Here is a 17,590-nt window from a genome sequence, read left to right on the forward strand (position 1 = left end):
AGCAAACACCCCGTTACGACAATCTGTAGTACGCATCTTTGTCGTTGAGTCCGTAAAATCAGGGAATGGCAGGACTCGGCGAACTCGAAAAAGCGGTCATGGACCAGTTGTGGTCGACCGACGAACCGCAGACGGTGCGGCAGGTCCACGAAGCATTGGCCACGCGGCGCGAGCTCGCGTACACGACGGTGATGACGGTGCTGCAGCGGCTGGCGAAGAAGAATCTGGTGGTGCAACGACGCGACGATCGCGCGCATCGATACGCACCGGTGCACACCCGCGACGAACTCGTCGCGAGCCTGATGTTCGACGCGTTGCAGCAGGCCGACGCGGCGGGCAGCAGGACGGCGGCCCTGGTTCATTTCGTCGAACAGGTCGGCAAGGACGAAGCCGATGCCCTGCGGGAGGCGCTGGCCAAACTCGAAGCCGACGAGCAGAACAGTTAGACTCCTGGCGGCTCTCACAACGACGTGAGGGCCCCCGGTCCCACAACGCAGTGAGCAGAGTCGATGAACGCAACCGCGGCAGTCTTCGCAGCACTCGCCTTGCTTCTCGCCGGGCCGGTACCCGCACTGCTCAGCCGGGCGAAATGGGTGCATCGCGTCCCGCGGGCCGCCCTCGTGCTCTGGCAGGCGATCGCGCTCGCCGCCGTGCTCAGCGCCTTCGGATCCGGTCTCGCCATCGCCAGCCTGCTGCTGGTTCCCGGCCCCGACGGTAGGCCGACCACCTCACCCACCCGCGAGATCGACGCGCTCGGGCTGCCGCTGTGGACGCTGTACGTCCTGGTCTTCGCGTTGACGCTGATGGTCGGCGCGCGCCTGATGTTCTCGATCGTGCGGGTCGGCATCCACACCCGGCGCCGCCGCTCCCGCCATCGCATGCTCGTCGATCTGCTCGATCAGAGCGGGCCGGTGCGCCGCGCGGCCGACATCCGGGTGCTGGCCGCCACCGAGCCCATCGCCTACTGCCTGCCCGGTCTTCGCCAGCGCGTCGTGCTCAGTGAAGGCACCCTGACCAACCTCGAAGAGGCCGAGGTCACCGCCATCGTCAGCCACGAACGCTCCCACCTGCGCGCCCGGCACGATCTCGTGCTCGAGGCGTTCACCGCCGTGCACGAGGCCTTTCCGCGCGTGGTGCGCAGTCAGGCCGCGCTCGGCTCGGTGAAACTGCTCATCGAACTGCTCGCCGACGACTCCGCGGTGAAGGTGACCGGCCCGAAGCCGCTGGCCCGCGCGCTGGTCGCCTGCGCGAAGTCGACCGCACCACAGGGCGCGCTCGCCGCGGGCGGACCGAGCACGCTGATCCGGATCCAGCGGTTGGCGGGCACCACCGGCGACGTGAGAGTCGCCACCGCCGCCTACCTCGGCTCGGTCGCGATTCTCGTCGTGCCGACGCTCGCGGTCGCGGTGCCGTGGCTGCAGGAGCTGCGGCGCCTGTTCCACGGTTGACCTGGCGATCAGCCGGTTCCGCGGGCCCCCTCCCGGTCCCGCGTGGGGCGACCTCGCCGCACGACTCCCGTGCCACACCGATCCAGCCGTACCCAGACATCTGACCAGCTTGTTTACCCACTCGAGCGCAATCCCGCCTATCCTGGGAGATCGGTCCTTCCTGCTGGGCCGCACCCCGTCCACGCCGCGAGCGTCTTCGGGTAATCGGCGCCGGTGATCTTCCAGCGCGATTCGCAGCCCAACGAAAGGCCGTTTTGTCCAACTCTTCGCGTCCCGACCCGTCCTTCGCCGAACTCGGCCTGCCCGTCGCACTGGTGCAGACCCTGCGCAACGCCGGTATCGAGAAGCCCTTCCCCATCCAGGCCGCCACCATCGGCGACGCCCTCGCCGGGCGTGACGTGCTCGGCCGCGGTCCGACCGGCTCCGGCAAAACCCTGGCCTTCGGCCTGCCGATGCTGGCCCGCCTGGCCGGTTCCCCGTCCAAGCCCGGCCGTCCGCGCGGCCTGGTGCTCGTGCCGACCCGGGAACTGGCCTCCCAGATCGAGCGCTCGCTCGACGAGGCCGCGCTCGCGGTGGGCCTGCGCGTGGCCTCCGTGGTGGGTGGCGCGCCGATCAAGCGCCAGGCCGACCGGCTCGCGCGCGGCGTCGACCTGCTCATCGCCACCCCCGGCCGGCTCGATGACCTGATCAAGCAGCGGTCCGCCGACCTGTCGGAGGTGTCGATCGTCGCCCTCGACGAGGCCGATCACATGGCCGACATGGGCTTCCTGCCCCAGGTCACCCGCCTGCTCGACCGGACCCCGAAGAACGGCCAGCGCCTGCTGTTCTCGGCCACCCTCGACGGTGACGTCGACAAGCTGGTCAAGCGCTACATGCACGACCCGGTGACCCACTCCACCGCGCCCGCCGAAGCCTCGGTGTCCACCATGTCGCACCACCTGCTCTACGTGCGCGACAAGAACGTCAAGCGCACCGTCGCGACCGAGATCGCCGCGCGCGACGGTCTGACCATCATGTTCGTGCGCACCAAGCACGGCGCCGACCGCCTGGCCAAGCAGCTGCGCGGCGCGGGTGTCGACGCGGGCTCGCTGCACGGCGGCAAGGCGCAGAACAACCGCACCCGCACGCTGGCGGCCTTCGCCGACGGGTCGGTGCCCGTGCTGGTCACCACCGATGTCGCCGCGCGCGGCATCCACATCGACGGTGTCTCGCTGGTCGTGCACTTCGACCCGCCCGCCGAGCACAAGGCCTACCTGCACCGGGCAGGCCGGACCGCGCGCGCCGGTGAGGACGGTGTCGTGGTCACCCTCGTCACCGACGAGGAGCGCAAGGAGGTCGCCGCGATGACCCGCAAGGCGGGCGTGCGGACCGACGGCGTCGACGTGCGACCGGGCGACCGCAAGCTGGTGGAGATCACCGGCGCCCGCAAGCCCAGCGGCATCGCGCTGGCCGCACCGGCCGCGCCCGCTCAGCCTGTTTCGACCCGGACCTCGGCCGGTGGCGGCACCCGCTCGCGGCGGCCCAGGTCCGGCGGTGCGGCGTCCTCGGAGGCCGCGACCGGTCACAGCCGGGGCGGCGCACCGCGTCGGGAACGCCCGGCAGGCGAGTCGCGCACCCGCAAGCCCGCGGGCACCGGCGGACACGCCCGTAGTGGCGACACGCCGACGAATTCGCGGCGTCGTGCCGCGCGTCCGGCCGCTCCGGCAGCCCGGCGCAACCGCTCGGCTAACTGAGTCGTCAACCAATCACCGCGTGGCCGAACCGATTACGGTTCGGCCACGCGGCGTTTCACCACGGCCATCATCTCGACACCACCGGCTGGCCGGCGGCTGATCGGCTCGTCCTGTTGCCCGGTGTGGGTTTCCCGGCTCGGCGCGATCCGGCTGAGACACTGGCTCGGTGGCCAACCATCCGATAGCCGCCATCGTGTGCGCGCTGATCGCGTCGCTGCTGTTCGCGGTGGCGGCGGTCGCGCAGCAGCGGGCCGCCGCGGCGGTACCGGCGGGCACCGCGCTGATGGGGACGCTGCTGCGGAACCCGCGGTGGTGGGCCGGGATCGGTGGGGATGCCGGTGGCTACGCCATGCAGGTCGTCGCGCTGGCCTTCGGCGCGGTGTTGGTGGTACAGCCGATTCTGGTGAGTGCGCTGGTGTTCGCCCTGCCGCTGTCGGCATGGCTCAACGGTCAGCGGATCAGTGCGCGCGCGGCGACGGCGGCGTTGATCCTGTGCGCCGCGCTGGCACTGTTCCTGATCGTGGGCAACCCGACCGTGGGCGAGGACACCGCACCCTTTCGGGAGTGGCTGGCGCCCTTGGCGATCCTGCTCGGCGTCGTCGCCGTCGCGACGCTCGTCGGCCTGCTGATCACCGATCGCTCTGGCCGGGCGCTCGCGCTCGGCCTCGCCGGGGGCGCGCTGTTCGGACTCGCCGCCGCGCTCACCGACCGGGTGGTGGCCCTGTTCGGCGACGGCCTCGGCGCGGTACTGGGCGGCTGGCAGACCTGGGCGCTGGTGGCGGCTGGTTTGCTCGGGCTGTACCTGCAGCAACGGGTCTTCCAGGTCGGGCCACTGTCGGCGTCGCTGCCCGCCGCGACGATCGCCGAACCACTGGCCGCCGCCTTCCTCGGGCTGACCGCGCTCGGCGAGCATGTGCGCACCGACGGGGCGGGCCTGCTCGTCGTGGTGGTCTGCGTGATGGTGATGTGTGTGGCGACCGTGGCACTGTGCCGGACCAGCGCCGTCGCGCGGACCGGGGCCGACGAGCAGGTGCGCTGAGGTGTTGCGCGCCGTGCCCCGCGCAGGGCTATCATCAATCAAGTGCGATTTCTTCCGGGACCCCAGCCGCCGTACGACCTGACCTACGACGACCTCTTCCTCGTCCCCAGCCGGACCGATGTGGCGTCCCGGTTCGATGTGGATCTGGCCACCGTCGACGGATCCGGCACCACCATCCCCCTCGTGGTCGCGAACATGACCGTCGTCGCGGGCAAGCGGATGGCCGAGACCGTGGCCCGCCGCGGCGGCATCGTGGTCCTCCCCCAGGATCTGCCGATCCCCGCGGCCGCCGACACCATCGCGTTCGTCAAGAGCCGCTCGCTCACCGCCGACACCCCGGTCACCCTCGACCCCGAGCGTTCGGTGTCCGACGCGGTGGCGCTGATGCACAAGCGCGCACACGGCGCGGTCGTGGTCGTCGAGGGTGGCAAGCCCGTCGGCGTGGTCACCGAGGCGGCCTGCGCCGATGTCGACCGGTTCGCGCGGCTGCGCGAGGTGGCGTTCACCGACTTCGTGCAGGTCTCCGTCGACGCGTCTCCGCGCGACATCTTCGACCGGCTCGCCGAGGCACACGCCCAGCTCGCCGTCCTCACTCACGACGACGGCACTCTGGCCGGGGTGATGACCCGCACCGGCGCCATCCGCACCGGCATCTACGCCCCCGCCGTCGACGCGCAGAGCAAGCTGCGCGTCGCCGCCGCGGTCGGCATCAACGGCGACGTGGCCGCCAAGGCGAAGGCGCTGGCCGAGGCGGGCGCCGACGTGCTCGTCCTGGACACCGCGCACGGCCACCAGACCAAGATGCTCGAGTCCTTGCGCACCGTCGCCGATCTCGGCCTCGGCCTGCCGCTGGTGGCGGGCAACGTGGTCTCCGCCGAGGGCACCCGCGATCTGGCCGAGGCGGGCGCGACCATCATCAAGGTCGGTGTCGGCCCCGGCGCCATGTGCACCACCCGGATGATGACCGGCGTCGGCCGTCCACAGTTCTCCGCAGTGGCCGAATGTGCCGCCGCGGCGAAGGACCTCGGCGTGCACGTCTGGGCCGACGGTGGCGTGCGCCACCCCCGCGACGTGGCTCTCGCGCTGGCCGCGGGCGCCTCGAACGTGATGATCGGTTCCTGGTTCGCCGGGACCTACGAATCCCCCGGCGACCTGCGCGTCGACCGCGACGGCAACGCCTACAAGGAGAGCTTCGGCATGGCCTCCAAGCGGGCCGTCGCCGCGCGTACCGCTGCCGACAGCGGCTTCGATCGGGCCCGCAAGGCGCTGTTCGAGGAGGGTATCTCCAGCTCACGGATGCGCCTGGATCCCGAGCGTCCCGGTGTCGAGGATCTCATCGACCACATCTGCTCGGGGGTGCGCAGCTCCTGCACCTACGCGGGCGCCCGTTCGCTGCCGGAGTTCCACGAGCGCGCCGTGCTCGGTGTGCAGTCGGCGGCCGGCTTCGCCGAGGGCCGTCCGCTACCCAGCGGCTGGTGATCGTCGCGAGCCGGTTCCGTGGCCCACGCCAGGAACCGGCACCGCGCCCCTGACGCATCATCGGTGGGGACCTATTACTATGGGACTGCCGATCTCGGCATGTGCTTTCTTCCCCACTCGAAAGGATCCAGTTGTCACCCGCGTCCAAGGGCGCCACACAGGAGGGCTCCTCTACGGAGCCGGGTGACAAACCCGGCGTCCTCCTTTCCCCAGCGTCCGTTCCCTCCCCTGATTTCCCTGCGGCATCTCCCGGGTGGTGCTGAGGATGTCCATCGTGCTGACCGTGCTCAGCCTGCTCGGGTTCATCGCCCTCACCCTCGGCACCGCGCTTTTCGTCGCCGCCGAGTTCTCCCTCACCGCACTGGAACGCAGCACCGTCGAGGCCGCGGCCCGCGACGGTGACACTCGGTCCCGACTGGTCCGGCAGGCCCACCGCACCCTGTCGTTCCAGCTCTCCGGCGCCCAGCTCGGCATCACCATCACCACCCTGATCACCGGCTTCATCGCCGAACCCGTGCTGGCCAGGTTCCTGCGTCCGATGCTGGGCGGCATCGGGTTGAGCGAGGGTGCCACCCACGGCATCGCGCTCGCACTCGCCCTCATCATCGCCACCTCGCTGTCGATGATCTACGGCGAACTGGTACCCAAGAACATCGCCATCGCCAGGCCGATGGGCACCGCCCGGCTCACCGCGGGCCCGATGGTCGGCTTCTCGACGCTGTTCAAGTGGCTGATCCACTTTCTCAACAGCTCCGCGAACTGGGGGGTCCGCCGCCTCGGCATCGAACCCACCGAAGAACTGCGTTCGGCCCGCTCCCCCCAGGAGCTCGGGTCGCTGGTGCGCACCTCCGCCCAGCGCGGCGCCATGGACCAGCGCACCGCGCAGGTGGTGGGCCGCTCGCTGGAGTTCGGCGAGCGCAGTGCCGAGGACCTGATGACACCGCGGGTGAAGGTCGAAACGCTGCATCGCGACGACACCATCGCCGACCTCATCGCCGCCTCCGCGCGCACCGGTTACTCCCGATTCCCGGTGATCGACGGCGATCTCGACAACGCGCTCGGTGTCGTGCACATCAAGCAGGCGTTCATCCATCCGGCGCATCTGCGCAAACAGATTCCGTTGAGCAAGCTGGCCGTCGCGGTGCCGATCGTGCCCGCCAGCCTGGACGGTGACGAGGTGATGGAACGCGTGCGCGCCGACGGCATGCAGGTGGCGTTGGTCGTCGACGAGTACGGCGGCACCGCGGGCATGGTGACCATGGAGGACCTGATCGAGGAGATCCTCGGTGACGTGCGCGACGAACACGACGAGGAGGAACGCGAAGTGCGCCGGGTCTCCGACGGCTGGGACTGCTCCGGTTTGCTGCGTATCGACGAGATCTCCCGCGCGACCGGCTACGACGCACCCGAGGGCGAGTACGAAACCCTCGGTGGGCTCGTCCTCACCCAGCTGGGCCGGATTCCGGCCACCGGCGACGAGGCGATCCTGCCCGACTCACTCGGTTCCGGCGGTGGCTGGATCGCCCGGGTGGAACGGATGGACGGGCGGCGCATCGATCGGATCAGGTTGATCCCGGTCGACGCGGCGCACCTGGCAGTACGGGAGCACGCACATGGGTGACCTGTTCGGAATCGTGCTGACGGTCGTGTTGCTCGCGGGCAACGCGTTCTTCGTCGGCGCCGAGTTCGCGTTGATCTCGGCCCGCCGCGACCGGCTCGAGGCGCTGGTCGCCCAGGGCAAGAAGAAGGCGCAGGCGGTGATCGAGGCGGGTGAGAACCTGTCGATGATGCTGGCCGCGGCTCAGCTCGGCATCACCATCTGCTCGATCCTGCTCGGCCGGGTCGGCGAGCCCGCGATCGCGCATCTGATCGAGCGCCCGTTCGAGCTGCTCGGCCTGCCCGATCAGCTGCTGCATCCGGTCGGCTTCACCCTGGCGCTGACGCTGGTGGTGATCCTGCACATCCTGCTCGGCGAGATGGTCCCCAAGAACATCGCGCTGGCCGGTCCGGAGCGGTGCGCGCTGCTGCTGGTGCCGATCCATCTGATGTGGCTACGCGTCGCGGGTCCGCTCATCGCGGTGTACAACCTCGCGGCGAACATGACGCTGCGCATGTTGAAGATCGAGCCCAAGGACGAACTCGACGCGACGGTCTCCGCGGTGGAACTGGCCGAGATGATCGGTGAGTCCCGCTCCGAAGGGCTGCTCGACGAGGAGGAACACCGCAGGCTCACCCAGGCGCTCGGCACCTCCGAGCGGATCGTCGGCGATGTGATGGTGCCGTTGGCCCAGGCCCGGTCGGTGCCGTTGCGCGGCAACGGGACCACCCTCGGTGACATCGAGGCCGCCGTCGCCGAGACCGGGTTCTCCCGGTACCCGGTGCGGTCCACCGACGGGTCACTGGTCGGCTATCTGCACGTCAAGGATGTGCTCGACAAGGTGGCCGACGACACTGCCGGACCGGACACCGCGATCCCGCGCACCGATATCCGGCCGCTGCCCACGGTGAGCACCGGAACCACGCTCTACGAGGCGCTGGCCCGGTTGCGCCGCACCAGCAGTCACCTGGGCCGGGTCGTGGACGGTCGCGGCAACACCATCGGGGTGGTCGCGCTCGAGGACCTGGTCGAGGAGTTCGTCGGCACGGTTCGCGACGGAACGCACCGCCTGGCCGAATAGGGTTCCGCGGCAACCGGTCTCACCACCGGCCGCCCCGCACTGCGAGGCGGCCGGTGGTGAGGTCACCCACCATCGCTTGCCGCCGGGTATGCGCGGTGGGAGGCTGGAATCAGCGCCCGAGAACGGGCGACCGGACGAGGGGTGCCGTACCCGGAGCGCGACAAGACGGCCCGAGGAGGGCTGTCATGTCGTGGATGTTGCTAGTCGTGTCCGGGTTGCTCGAAGCCGTGTGGGCCACCGCACTGGGCAAGTCCGAGGGTTTCACCCAGCTCACGCCGTCGGTGGTGTTCTTCACGGCGCTCGCGGCCAGCATGGCCGGGCTGGCCTTCGCGATGCGCGAGCTCCCCGTCGGCACCGCCTACGCGGTCTGGGTCGGCATCGGCGCGGTCCTGACGGTGGTCTACGCCATGGCCACCGGTACCGAGCCCGTCGCACTGGCGAAGATCGTCTTCCTCACTCTGATCGTCACCGGCGTCGTCGGCCTGAAACTCGTCCACTGACCCGCACAGACGCCCCGACGCGCGTCGGGGCGTCCGCTCGCGGCTAGATCACCAGGCACGAACTTCCGGCGTTGATCCCGGTGCCGACGGTGAGGACGATCGTCTTGGCGTCCCCGTTCTGCGTGATCAGGAGGGTGTGCGTCCCCGGCGTCGCCGGAACCCAGCGCGCCGTGTGTGTCTTCGGGCTGGAGCTGCCCTCCGTCGCGGCGAACCAGACGCCGTTGTCATAGAAGTCCATCCCCGCACCGCTGTTCGCGGTCGCGGCGACCGTGTACGCACAGCCCGTCCCGAACCCATTGCTGAGCCCACCGCCCTCGATCACCACCCGAGCCCCGATCTCGGCCGACGCCTGCGGCGCGCCAACGACCAGCCCGGCAGCGGCCACCGCAATCGCGGCCGCGGCAAACTTCCGAACACTTCTCATCGAATACCGACTCCTCAGGTCGAGCAGGCCACTTCCGGCCGTGCTGCTGCGGCTGGGCACCACCTGCCACGGTGCACTTTCCTTAGCCAAGGTAATGATCGCCACGCGACGCCGACTCGTTACAGGCGCGTAGAACCACCGGATCGAAACCGGTTGTGCTCCGAGCACCGCCAGTTCCTGACCGACCCGCGTCCGAAAAACCCCCGATTGAGCACCGGCACAGCGGGTACCGCCCGGCTATACCCGTCCCCTACGGAGGGAGTCATGCCATGGCGTACTCGTATCGGTCACCCGGTCACCTGTCACGACGCTCCGACCGATCGGTCGGTGAATTTCCCGACCACTCCCGCACGACCCGCAGTCACGCGGGCGAGGGTTTGGAGGACGGCTACAACTTTCCGGGAATCATTCTGTGCGCGTTGGGAATCATCGCACTTGCCCTGTTCCTGACCGCGTCCGGATACGGATTCGCCGGTTGGGCGATCATCAGCGGTATCGCCGCGCTGGTGCTGGCAGCGGCGGGGGTGAGCTGGCTGTTGATCGAGCATCGACGCGTCAAGGACGGCGAAGGGTTGCGGCTCACCGATCAACGCGGGCACTGATCCGCGATCTCACTCGGCCAGACGGCATGTGCCGCCTTTCGTTTCATGATCGCCGACACGGGCATTCGCCCAGTGCGCACATCGTTCCGACGACAAGGGGGATGCCGCCGGAACAGCATTCGGACGCTGACGCAGATCTCGAGAGCTGGTCGCCACCGCGTCCACCGGTTCGTACGGGCTCGAGGTCTGGTTCGTCGAGGCCTGTCTCAGCAATGCGCTGCGGATGGAGGCGATGCGTGCCGGTCCCGCGACCGACACTGGGCGTGCACACTGCCTACCCGAGTGACCCCGGCTCGAGGTGTGCGGTGAGCAGCACGTGGTCCAGGCGGGTCCGCAGCTTCACCTCGTTGCCGGAGACTCTCGGCAATTCGGCGACCACCCGTTCGGCGATGGTCCGCAACTTGACATTGGTCTCCTGCGAACGCCATCGCAGGACGCGGAAAGCCTGGTCGGCGTTGACTCCGTAGGTCACCATCAGCGCGCCTTTCGCCTGCTCGATCAGGACCCGCGCTTCGACCAGCCCGGGCAGCGTGTTGTCGATCGCCTCGCGCCGGTACTCGTCCGCGGTCTCGGTGACGTCGACGTAGTACCCCTCCGTCCCGATCACCGTCCCGTCGTCGTCGTCGTCGACCAGGATGTCGGACACGACGAGCACTTCTCGCACCCGGCCCTCGGTATCGATGATGCGATGTCGGCTCGTGAACGCGGCACCGTCCTCGACCGAGGTGATCATGGCCTCGAGCCGGTCACGGTCCTCGGGATGCTTGTGCGACAGCAGCAGTTCGGTGGTCGGCACCGTGCCGGGCGGGTAGCCGTGCATCTGCGCGACCTCGTCGGACCACTCCCACTCCCGCTCACCGAATCGAAATCGAAACCGACCGACCAACAGCGGGTCACCCACTCCCACGACTTGTTCGACGAGAGCACGTTCGGTTCGGGACGATTCATCTCGGTCGGTCATACTCGCGATTATCCACCGCACCGACCGGCCTAGCGCTCAGCGAATTCGCCGGATCAGGTGGATCGCAGCGGCGCTACGGCGATACCGCTGGGCGTCCTCGGCCAGCTCAATGATCGCGCGACAGGACATGAAGGTGATGTCGTCGACATCGATCACCCGGTGGCCCGAGCGTCCGGCCTCGGTGCGGGCAGCGCTGAACAGGCGGCGCCAGCGACCCAGCGTGTACGCGTCGATCTCGCCGTGCGCACGCAGCACACGTTTGTCATTCGATTCCGGCGGCACGCTGGCCCGGCCCGCCGAGCACAGTCCCGGACCGGTCTCGGGTGTTCCCGTTTGACAGTGGCTTTGCGGGGAATTGGCGAGGTGCCCAGCCGTCATGCACAGGAGACCGTCATGCAGATCCCGCACCCGCCGATACTTCATTTCATCGAAGGCCGCACGTCCGGCGATGCCGCTGTGCACGACACGCATCTGGTGGTCCAATTGCACGACGCGCCACTTCGCGCGCTGTGCGCCCGCGCCGCCGGGCTCTCGCCGCAAGCCCTGCTGCGACTGACCGCCGCAGCCGAGACATTACGCCGGACCGAGGGACTCGCGCCCGCGGCGCTGACCTCCCAGTGGTGAGTGACGGTTGTCCTCGTTGATGCGACTGGAGAATTTGCCGGGGCCTGCGGGCAGGACCGCGAACGGGTTCGGCGCGGTGGTCTTCGACATGGACGGGGTCGTCACCGATACCGCCGCGGTGCACGCTGCGGCATGGCAGCGACTGTTCGACGAAGTGCTGCCGCAGCTGTCCAACGGCGAGACCACCGGGTTCGACATCGACGCCGACTATCGGCGCTACGTCGACGGGCGCAGCCGCGCTGATGGCATCCGGTGCTTTCTCGCAGCCCGCGCCATCACCGTCCCCGACGGCTCGGCGCAGGACGCTCCCGAAGAACTGACGGTGGCCGGAATGGCCGCCCGCAAGCAGGATCTCTTCGCCGCCGAACTCGCCCGATCCGGCGTGCGCGCCTTTCCCGACGCCGCCGAACTGCTCCATCGGCTCCGCGCCGCCCGCGTGCCGACGGCGCTCGTCACCGCCAGCGCCAACTGCGCCGCAGTGCTCGATGCCGCCGGTCTGGCCGATGCGTTCACCGTGCGGGTCGACGGGGCCGTCGCGCGCCGCGACAACCTGCCCGGCAAGCCGGATCCCGCCATGTTCCTCGAAGCCGCTCGCCGACTGCAGGTGGCGCCGATCGACGCCGTCGTGCTCGAAGACGCCACCGCCGGCGTGCAAGCGGCCGTCGAGGGCGGATTCGGTCTCGTCATCGGGGTCGATCGGGTCGGATCGGCCGCCCGACTCGCCCAGGTCGGCGCCGACATCATCGTCACCGACCTGGGCGACCTGGCCCTGGTCTCCGCGAACGTCGATCCGATTCCCGCGGACTCCTCGCGCTGGTGCGGCGGCGCGGTCCCCGCGAGCTCGGGCGGCTGGAATCTGATCTACGACGACTTCGACCCGGGCCAGGAGGGGACGCGCGAAGCGCTGTGCGCCACCGGCAACGGGTACTGGGCCAGCCGCGGCGCGATGCCTGGTTCGCGGCCCGACGACGTCCACTACCCCGCCACCTATCTGGCCGGGATCTTCAACCGGGTCACCTCGACGGTGGGCGACCACGTCATCGAAACCGAACACCTGGTCAACGCCCCGGACTGGACGTTCATCACCCTCCGGCACGCCGACGGAACGGTCCTGCGGCCCGGTGGACCCGACCTGGTCGGCCACCACCAGAACCTCAACGTGCGCGCGGGCATCCTCACCTGGATCGACCGATACGAGGACGGCCAGGGCAGGCAGACGACCGTGACCACCCGACGTTTCCATTCGATGGCCGACCCGTATGTCGCGGTGCTGGAACTGACGATCCAGGCCCAGAACTGGGCAGGTGAGCTGGTCGTCGAGTCGGCGATCGAGGGCGCGGTGCGCAACCGCAACGTCGCCGCGGACGCGGCATTGAACTCCCACCACCTCGAAGCCGGAACCCATCGGCGGCTCGACGACGAGACGGTCCTGCACGAAACGAGAACCACCCAGTCGGCGCTGACGATCGCCACGGCCGCGCGCACGCGGATCGACGGCGAGCTGCTGGACCGCCGGTTCCTCGAGGACGGCTCCCGAGCAGGTCTGGTGGCGACCGTCCGGGTCGGCCCCGATGATCCGGTTCTCGTCGAGAAGGTCGCCGTCGTCAGCACCTCGCGCGACCGCGGCATCTGCACCCCGGGGCTGGCCGCGGCGGACCGGATCGCCCGTGCGCCGGGGGCCGCCGCGCTCCGCGACGCCCATGTCACCGCGTGGGTGCAGCTGTGGGACCGGTTCGCCATCCGGCTGAGCGAGGGCCACGCGAGCAGCCTGGCCCTCAACCTGCACGTCTTCCATGTCCTGCAGGCGGTACATGTCCTGGGAACCGATGTCGACGTCGGCGTTCCGGCCAGGGGCCTGCACGGCGAGGGCTACCGCGGGCACATCTTCTGGGACGAACTGTTCGTCTTTCCGATGCTGACCCTGCGGCAACCCGAGCTGACCAGGACACTGCTGCAGTACCGATTCGAGCGACTGCCACGAGCCCGCGACGCGGCACGAGCCGCCGGGCTCGACGGCGCGCTGTTCCCCTGGCAGAGCGGCAGCGACGGCCGTGAGGAGACGCCCACGGCGCTGTTCAACGAGCGCAACGGCCGGTGGATGCCGGATCATTCGCGCCGGCAACATCATGTCGGCCTGGCCGTGGCCTACAGCATCTGGCAGTACTACCAGACCACCGGCGACGAACGGTTCCTCATCGATGTCGGCGCCGAGATCATGATCGAGGTCGCCCGGGCGTTCGCCGCGATGGCCGTCCACGACCCGATCGACGACCGGTTCGACATCGACGGTGTGATGGGCCCCGACGAATACCATGACGGCGGTCCGGAATCGCGGGGCCACGGCCTGCGCAACAACGCCTACACCAATGTGCTGGCCGCGTGGACGCTGGCGCGCGCCTGCGATGTGGTGCGACTGCTGCGCGGCCACGACTGCGCGTCGCTGTGGCATCGACTGCAACTGCGGTCCGACGAACCGGCCCATTGGGATCGAGTCGGTCGCCGCCTGCGCGTGCCGTTCCACCGCGACGGCATCATCAGCCAGTTCGAGGGCTACGAGGATCTCGCCGAATTCGACTGGGATGCCTACCGCGCCCGCTACGACCACATCGAACGCCTCGACCTCATCCTGGATGCCGAAGGCGACACCACCAACCGCTACAAGCTCTCCAAGCAAGCCGATGTGCTGATGCTGTTCTACCTCTTCTCCGCCGAGGAGTTGCGTCACGTCCTCGAACGGCTCGGCTACTCGCTTCCGCCGGACATCGTTCCGCGCACCGTCGAGTACTACCTGGCCAGAACCAGCCACGGGTCGACTCTGAGCCGCCTCGCGCACGCCTGGGTGCTGGCCCGCACCGACCGCGCCGCGTCGTGGTCGCTGTTCGCCCGCGCGCTCGAGGCCGACCTGTCCGACACCCAGCGCGGCACCACACGCGAGGGCGTGCACCTCGGCGCGATGGCGGGCACGGCCGACATGGTGTTGCGCTGCTACTGCGGTATCGAGACCTGGCACGACGTGCTCCGGCTACACCCGGTGCTGCCGGCCGAACTGCCGGAAGTGGAGTTCACCATCTCCTATCGCGGGCAGCCGGTGACGGTGTCGGTCACCCACACGCGGGTCCGCCTGCGACTGCACCCGAGCGCTGCCGATCCCATCCGGGTCGACGTCGAGGGCATCGAGCGCGTCCTCGAGCCGGGGCAGACCTGGGAGGTGCCTCTCGCGGCCGGCGCCGCATCACCCGACGAAGGCGACGACCACGACACCGGATAGGCACAGCCCACACCGCTGGTGTGGGCTGTGCCGAACACGCGTCGCGCACCTCAGACAATGAGTCTACCGCCGGTGACCGCGAGCCTTACTCCCAGCCGAGGATGTTCTATCGCGGCCTCACCCCGGGTGAGCAACAGCATCTGGCCGACACCTTCGCCTTCGAACTCGGCAAGTGCTCGACGCCGATGATCCGGCGGCGCGGCCTACAGATGATCCTCAACGTCGATGAACAGCTCGCCGACTACGTCGCCGGGCAACTGGGGTTGCCCGTACCCACGCCGAACGCTGATCGTGTGGAACCCCCGCCGAGCCCCGCGTCGTCCCCGCGGCGCGGCACCTTCCCCCTCGACGGCCGTACCGTCGCAGTACTGGTGGACGACACCACGTCGGCAACGGAACTCGAGCAGGCCCGCGCCGCGCTGGAGCAGGAGCGTGTCAGACCATTGCTGGTCGCCGCGCGCGGCGGTGAGATCGCCGGGGTCCCGGTGGATAGGACCTTCGCGACGATGCGCTCGGTGGAGTTCGACGGCGCACTGTTGCTGGCAGGTTCGGTCGACCCCCAGGTCGATCTGCTCATCGCCGAGCTCTGGCGGCACGGCAAAGCGATCGCGGGCGTTGACGTGGCAGGGCAGGCGGAGGGTGTCTGTCGACACTGTTCCCGACCCGGACATCGAGTCTCCCACAGACGCGATCGTGCAGGTGACCTGCACCGCGATCTGCGGCTGCGACTTGCACCTCTACGACGTACTGGAGGTGTTCGTGACCGAAGGTGACATTCTGGGCCACGAACCGATTGGCGATCAAGGATTGACGCCCCAAGGCGAAGCCACGCAAGTCCATGAACAGGGAAGTGGTGCAGCGCTTTTCGGATACTCGAAGCTCTACGGCCAGGTCCCCGGTGGCAGCGAGAGTAGCCGGCACGGCCGGCGTGGACCGCTTGGCAGCCCTGCATCTGGCGGTCGACATCGTGCGCCGTGGCGGGACCATTCACCGGCCGGGGTCTACGGCGGAATGCTCGACCCGCTTCCGCTCAGGGTCCTTGTTCGACATGCAGATCCAGTTGCGGATGGGTCAGGCCAACGGCGCTCGCACCGCTGTGTGCCGACCGACCGACGCGCTCCCGCACGCTGCGCCACACAGGCCCGGCGCCTGTGAGCACGACGGTTGTCATGGGGACGACGGCGCCGGTCAGCGGTCGTCGAGTTCGCGCTGCAGGTCGCTGTTGATGCGTTGCGCTTCGGCGAGCTGATCCTCGAGGATCACGATGCGGCATGACGCTTCGAGCGCGTTGCCCGCGTCGACGAGTTCGCGCACGCGCGCGGCGATCCGCAGTTGGTAGCGCGAGTAGCGACGGTGCCCGCCCGCCGAGCGCTGCGGCGTCAGGAGCCGGGCGGCGTCGAGGCCACGCAGGAACGACTGGGTGACCCCGAGGATCTCTGCCGCGCGGCCCATGCTGTAGGCGGGGTAATCATCGTCGTCGAGTTTGTCCGCGGCGCTGACGCCATCGGCGGAGTTGTTGTTCGGATGCTGCACGAGACCTCTCGGATTCAACGCCGGAAGGCCCCGGCGCACTGAGCGCCGGGGCCGTGGTTACGACTTACGGATTGGTTTCACTTGCGTTCACCGGCCAGAGCAGCCGGTCTGCGACACCGCATCCGATCATTCTCGGGATGCGGAACTGGTAAATGACTGATCAGTGGCCACCACCTCCAAGATGTGTCGGATCTCCCTACGGTCCTGCATGGGTCTTGCTGTCTTCGTCCCCCGGCGGTCCGGCCGGGTGCACCGGATTCTCTTCTCCGCCGGGGGGACGGTCGAACGTGCCTTCCCGGGCAGTTCCCCTGCCCGGCCCTCTGATTTCTCAACCTGAACGACAGCGACTGTATACCTCGAGTCCGAGAATGTCTACACCCGACATTGCAGATTTACTCCAGTCGCGGAAGTGACTGCTGAGGTCGTGGTTCGCGCAATGGAGTCACACCGTCCATGACCTCGGTCCACCACGCGTCGAGCGGGCTGGGTTCGGGCCAGGCGATCACGGCGGGTTCGGCCGGCTCGACCGGGATCGTCCTGTCGGTCGCGTAGTCGGTGGGCATCGAAGGTCCTCCCACAATCGAATAGTCGGTAGGTCAGGCCGCGGGCCCGCGGCCGACATCGGTCCCGGTGAAGACCACACCGTGTCCGGCACACAGGGTCTGACACTCCGGCGTGGCGATGGCGGTGCAGTCGCGCAACACCGGTGGCCGAGCCAGCAGCCCGGCCACCGGACCGAACAGAGTCGAATACTGTCGCGGGCTCAGGCGTCGATGGCCTGGGGCTCGCGATCGCGGGCGATCTCGATCTTGCGGGGTTTGGCCTTCTCGGCGACCGGGATCGACAGGCGCAGTACGCCATTGCGATAGTCGGCGCGGATCCGGTCGGTGTCGAGGCTCTCGCCGAGGAACAGCTGACGGCTGAACACGCCGCGCGGACGCTCGGCGGCGATCATCGACCGATCGGCGTCGAGCGCGGGCCGCGAGGCGCGCACGGTCACCACATTGCGTTCGACGTCCAGATCCAGCGAGTCGGGGTCGATTCCGGGCAGATCGAACTCGACGACGAACTCCTCACCGTCGCGCCAGGCATCCATCGGCATCGCCGCAGGCCGCGCTGCGGTGCCGAACACCTGCTGGGTCCACCGGTCCAGATCACGGACGGGATCGGTGCGCATCAACATGGTCGCCACCTCCAACTACTCCAATCTCGATAGGCTTCCATCAGATAACCTCTGTCACCTGACATAGATATTATTTAGCACTCTCCCTAGATGAGTGCAAGTACCAGCACCAAGTAAC

The 17,590-nt window shown here is 68.8% G+C and carries 18 protein-coding genes, 1 pseudogene and 1 riboswitch; of the genes and pseudogenes, 13 read left to right on the top strand and 6 right to left on the bottom strand.

Going from position 1 to position 17,590, the window contains the following annotated elements; genetic code table 11:
* Positions 1-65: 65 nt before the first annotated feature.
* The 8 genes from BOX37_RS18190 to BOX37_RS18225 all read left to right on the top strand — a co-directional run bounded on the left by BOX37_RS18190 (position 66) and on the right by BOX37_RS18225 (position 8,877).
* Entirely contained in the window at positions 66-446 is a 381-nt protein-coding gene (locus BOX37_RS18190) for a BlaI/MecI/CopY family transcriptional regulator (RefSeq protein ID WP_071928705.1), read from the top strand.
* 63 nt (positions 447-509) lie between these two features.
* Positions 510-1,448 (top strand): M56 family metallopeptidase, encoded by a 939-nt coding sequence (locus tag BOX37_RS18195; protein ID WP_071928706.1) that lies wholly within the window; start codon positions 510-512, stop codon positions 1,446-1,448.
* 254 nt (positions 1,449-1,702) lie between these two features.
* Entirely contained in the window at positions 1,703-3,181 is a 1,479-nt protein-coding gene (locus BOX37_RS18200) for a DEAD/DEAH box helicase (RefSeq protein ID WP_084759805.1), read from the top strand.
* Between the two features lie 166 nt (positions 3,182-3,347).
* On the top strand, positions 3,348-4,220 hold the full coding sequence (locus BOX37_RS18205) for a DMT family transporter (protein ID WP_071928708.1): 873 nt from the start codon (positions 3,348-3,350) through the stop codon (positions 4,218-4,220).
* Positions 4,221-4,262: 42 nt separating this feature from the next.
* The gene (locus BOX37_RS18210) at positions 4,263-5,699 is read left to right on the top strand and encodes a GuaB1 family IMP dehydrogenase-related protein (RefSeq protein ID WP_071928709.1); all 1,437 of its coding nucleotides are present in this window, start codon (positions 4,263-4,265) and stop codon (positions 5,697-5,699) included.
* Between the two features lie 265 nt (positions 5,700-5,964).
* Positions 5,965-7,320: a hemolysin family protein gene (locus BOX37_RS18215; protein ID WP_071931625.1), complete on the top strand. Its 1,356-nt coding sequence runs from the start codon at positions 5,965-5,967 to the stop codon at positions 7,318-7,320.
* Positions 7,313-8,377 (top strand): hemolysin family protein, encoded by a 1,065-nt coding sequence (locus BOX37_RS18220; RefSeq protein WP_071928710.1) that lies wholly within the window; start codon positions 7,313-7,315, stop codon positions 8,375-8,377. Before BOX37_RS18215 ends, BOX37_RS18220 begins: the two co-directional genes overlap by 8 nt.
* Positions 8,378-8,486: 109 nt before the next feature.
* Positions 8,487-8,552: riboswitch (guanidine-III (ykkC-III) riboswitch) on the top strand.
* Positions 8,553-8,562: 10 nt separating this feature from the next.
* Complete coding sequence (locus BOX37_RS18225; RefSeq protein ID WP_071928711.1) at positions 8,563-8,877, top strand: DMT family transporter; 315 nt, start codon at positions 8,563-8,565, stop codon at positions 8,875-8,877.
* A 43-nt stretch (positions 8,878-8,920) separates the two neighbouring features.
* Here the strand turns inward: BOX37_RS18225 and BOX37_RS18230 are convergent, their stop codons facing one another.
* Complete coding sequence (locus BOX37_RS18230; RefSeq protein ID WP_156910451.1) at positions 8,921-9,301, bottom strand: hypothetical protein; 381 nt, start codon at positions 9,299-9,301, stop codon at positions 8,921-8,923.
* A gap of 269 nt (positions 9,302-9,570) precedes the next feature.
* On the opposite strand from BOX37_RS18230, the gene BOX37_RS18235 reads away from it, so the two are divergent.
* Positions 9,571-9,903 (top strand): hypothetical protein, encoded by a 333-nt coding sequence (locus BOX37_RS18235; protein WP_240504925.1) that lies wholly within the window; start codon positions 9,571-9,573, stop codon positions 9,901-9,903.
* Between the two features lie 274 nt (positions 9,904-10,177).
* On the opposite strand, the gene BOX37_RS18240 is transcribed toward BOX37_RS18235, so the two are convergent.
* Both BOX37_RS18240 and BOX37_RS34125 read right to left on the bottom strand, forming a co-directional pair.
* Positions 10,178-10,864, bottom strand: a complete 687-nt coding sequence (locus BOX37_RS18240) for a PAS and ANTAR domain-containing protein (protein ID WP_071928713.1) — start codon at positions 10,862-10,864, stop codon at positions 10,178-10,180.
* A gap of 36 nt (positions 10,865-10,900) precedes the next feature.
* Positions 10,901-11,242, bottom strand: a complete 342-nt coding sequence (locus tag BOX37_RS34125; protein ID WP_156910452.1) for an STAS domain-containing protein — start codon at positions 11,240-11,242, stop codon at positions 10,901-10,903.
* Between the two features lie 15 nt (positions 11,243-11,257).
* On the opposite strand from BOX37_RS34125, the gene BOX37_RS18250 reads away from it, so the two are divergent.
* The 4 genes and pseudogenes from BOX37_RS18250 to BOX37_RS36180 form a co-directional block, all read left to right on the top strand.
* Positions 11,258-11,488, top strand: coding sequence for a hypothetical protein (locus tag BOX37_RS18250; RefSeq protein WP_071928715.1), 231 nt, complete (start codon positions 11,258-11,260; stop codon positions 11,486-11,488).
* A gap of 19 nt (positions 11,489-11,507) precedes the next feature.
* Positions 11,508-14,756 (top strand): beta-phosphoglucomutase family hydrolase, encoded by a 3,249-nt coding sequence (locus tag BOX37_RS18255; protein WP_084759807.1) that lies wholly within the window; start codon positions 11,508-11,510, stop codon positions 14,754-14,756.
* Between the two features lie 20 nt (positions 14,757-14,776).
* Positions 14,777-15,529 carry a catalase-related domain-containing protein gene (locus BOX37_RS35390; protein WP_420811538.1) on the top strand — a complete coding sequence of 251 codons (753 nt, stop codon included), beginning with the start codon at positions 14,777-14,779 and terminating at the stop codon, positions 15,527-15,529.
* Positions 15,426-15,846 (top strand): annotated as a pseudogene (locus BOX37_RS36180) (MDR/zinc-dependent alcohol dehydrogenase-like family protein); the annotation flags it as partial. The gene BOX37_RS35390 and the pseudogene BOX37_RS36180, both read left to right, overlap by 104 nt.
* A 98-nt stretch (positions 15,847-15,944) precedes the next feature.
* Here the strand turns inward: BOX37_RS36180 and BOX37_RS18270 are convergent.
* The 3 genes from BOX37_RS18270 to BOX37_RS18275 form a co-directional block, all read right to left on the bottom strand.
* Positions 15,945-16,289 carry a MerR family transcriptional regulator gene (locus BOX37_RS18270; protein WP_240504927.1) on the bottom strand — a complete coding sequence of 115 codons (345 nt, stop codon included), beginning with the start codon at positions 16,287-16,289 and terminating at the stop codon, positions 15,945-15,947.
* A gap of 392 nt (positions 16,290-16,681) precedes the next feature.
* Entirely contained in the window at positions 16,682-16,852 is a 171-nt protein-coding gene (locus BOX37_RS34670) for a hypothetical protein (RefSeq protein ID WP_167659960.1), read from the bottom strand.
* A 200-nt stretch (positions 16,853-17,052) separates the two neighbouring features.
* Positions 17,053-17,472 carry an Hsp20/alpha crystallin family protein gene (locus BOX37_RS18275; RefSeq protein WP_071931628.1) on the bottom strand — a complete coding sequence of 140 codons (420 nt, stop codon included), beginning with the start codon at positions 17,470-17,472 and terminating at the stop codon, positions 17,053-17,055.
* Between the last annotated feature and the right edge of the window lie 118 nt (positions 17,473-17,590).

Origin of the sequence: Nocardia mangyaensis, from assembly GCF_001886715.1 — a bacterium.
GTDB classification, from domain to species: domain Bacteria; phylum Actinomycetota; class Actinomycetes; order Mycobacteriales; family Mycobacteriaceae; genus Nocardia; species Nocardia mangyaensis.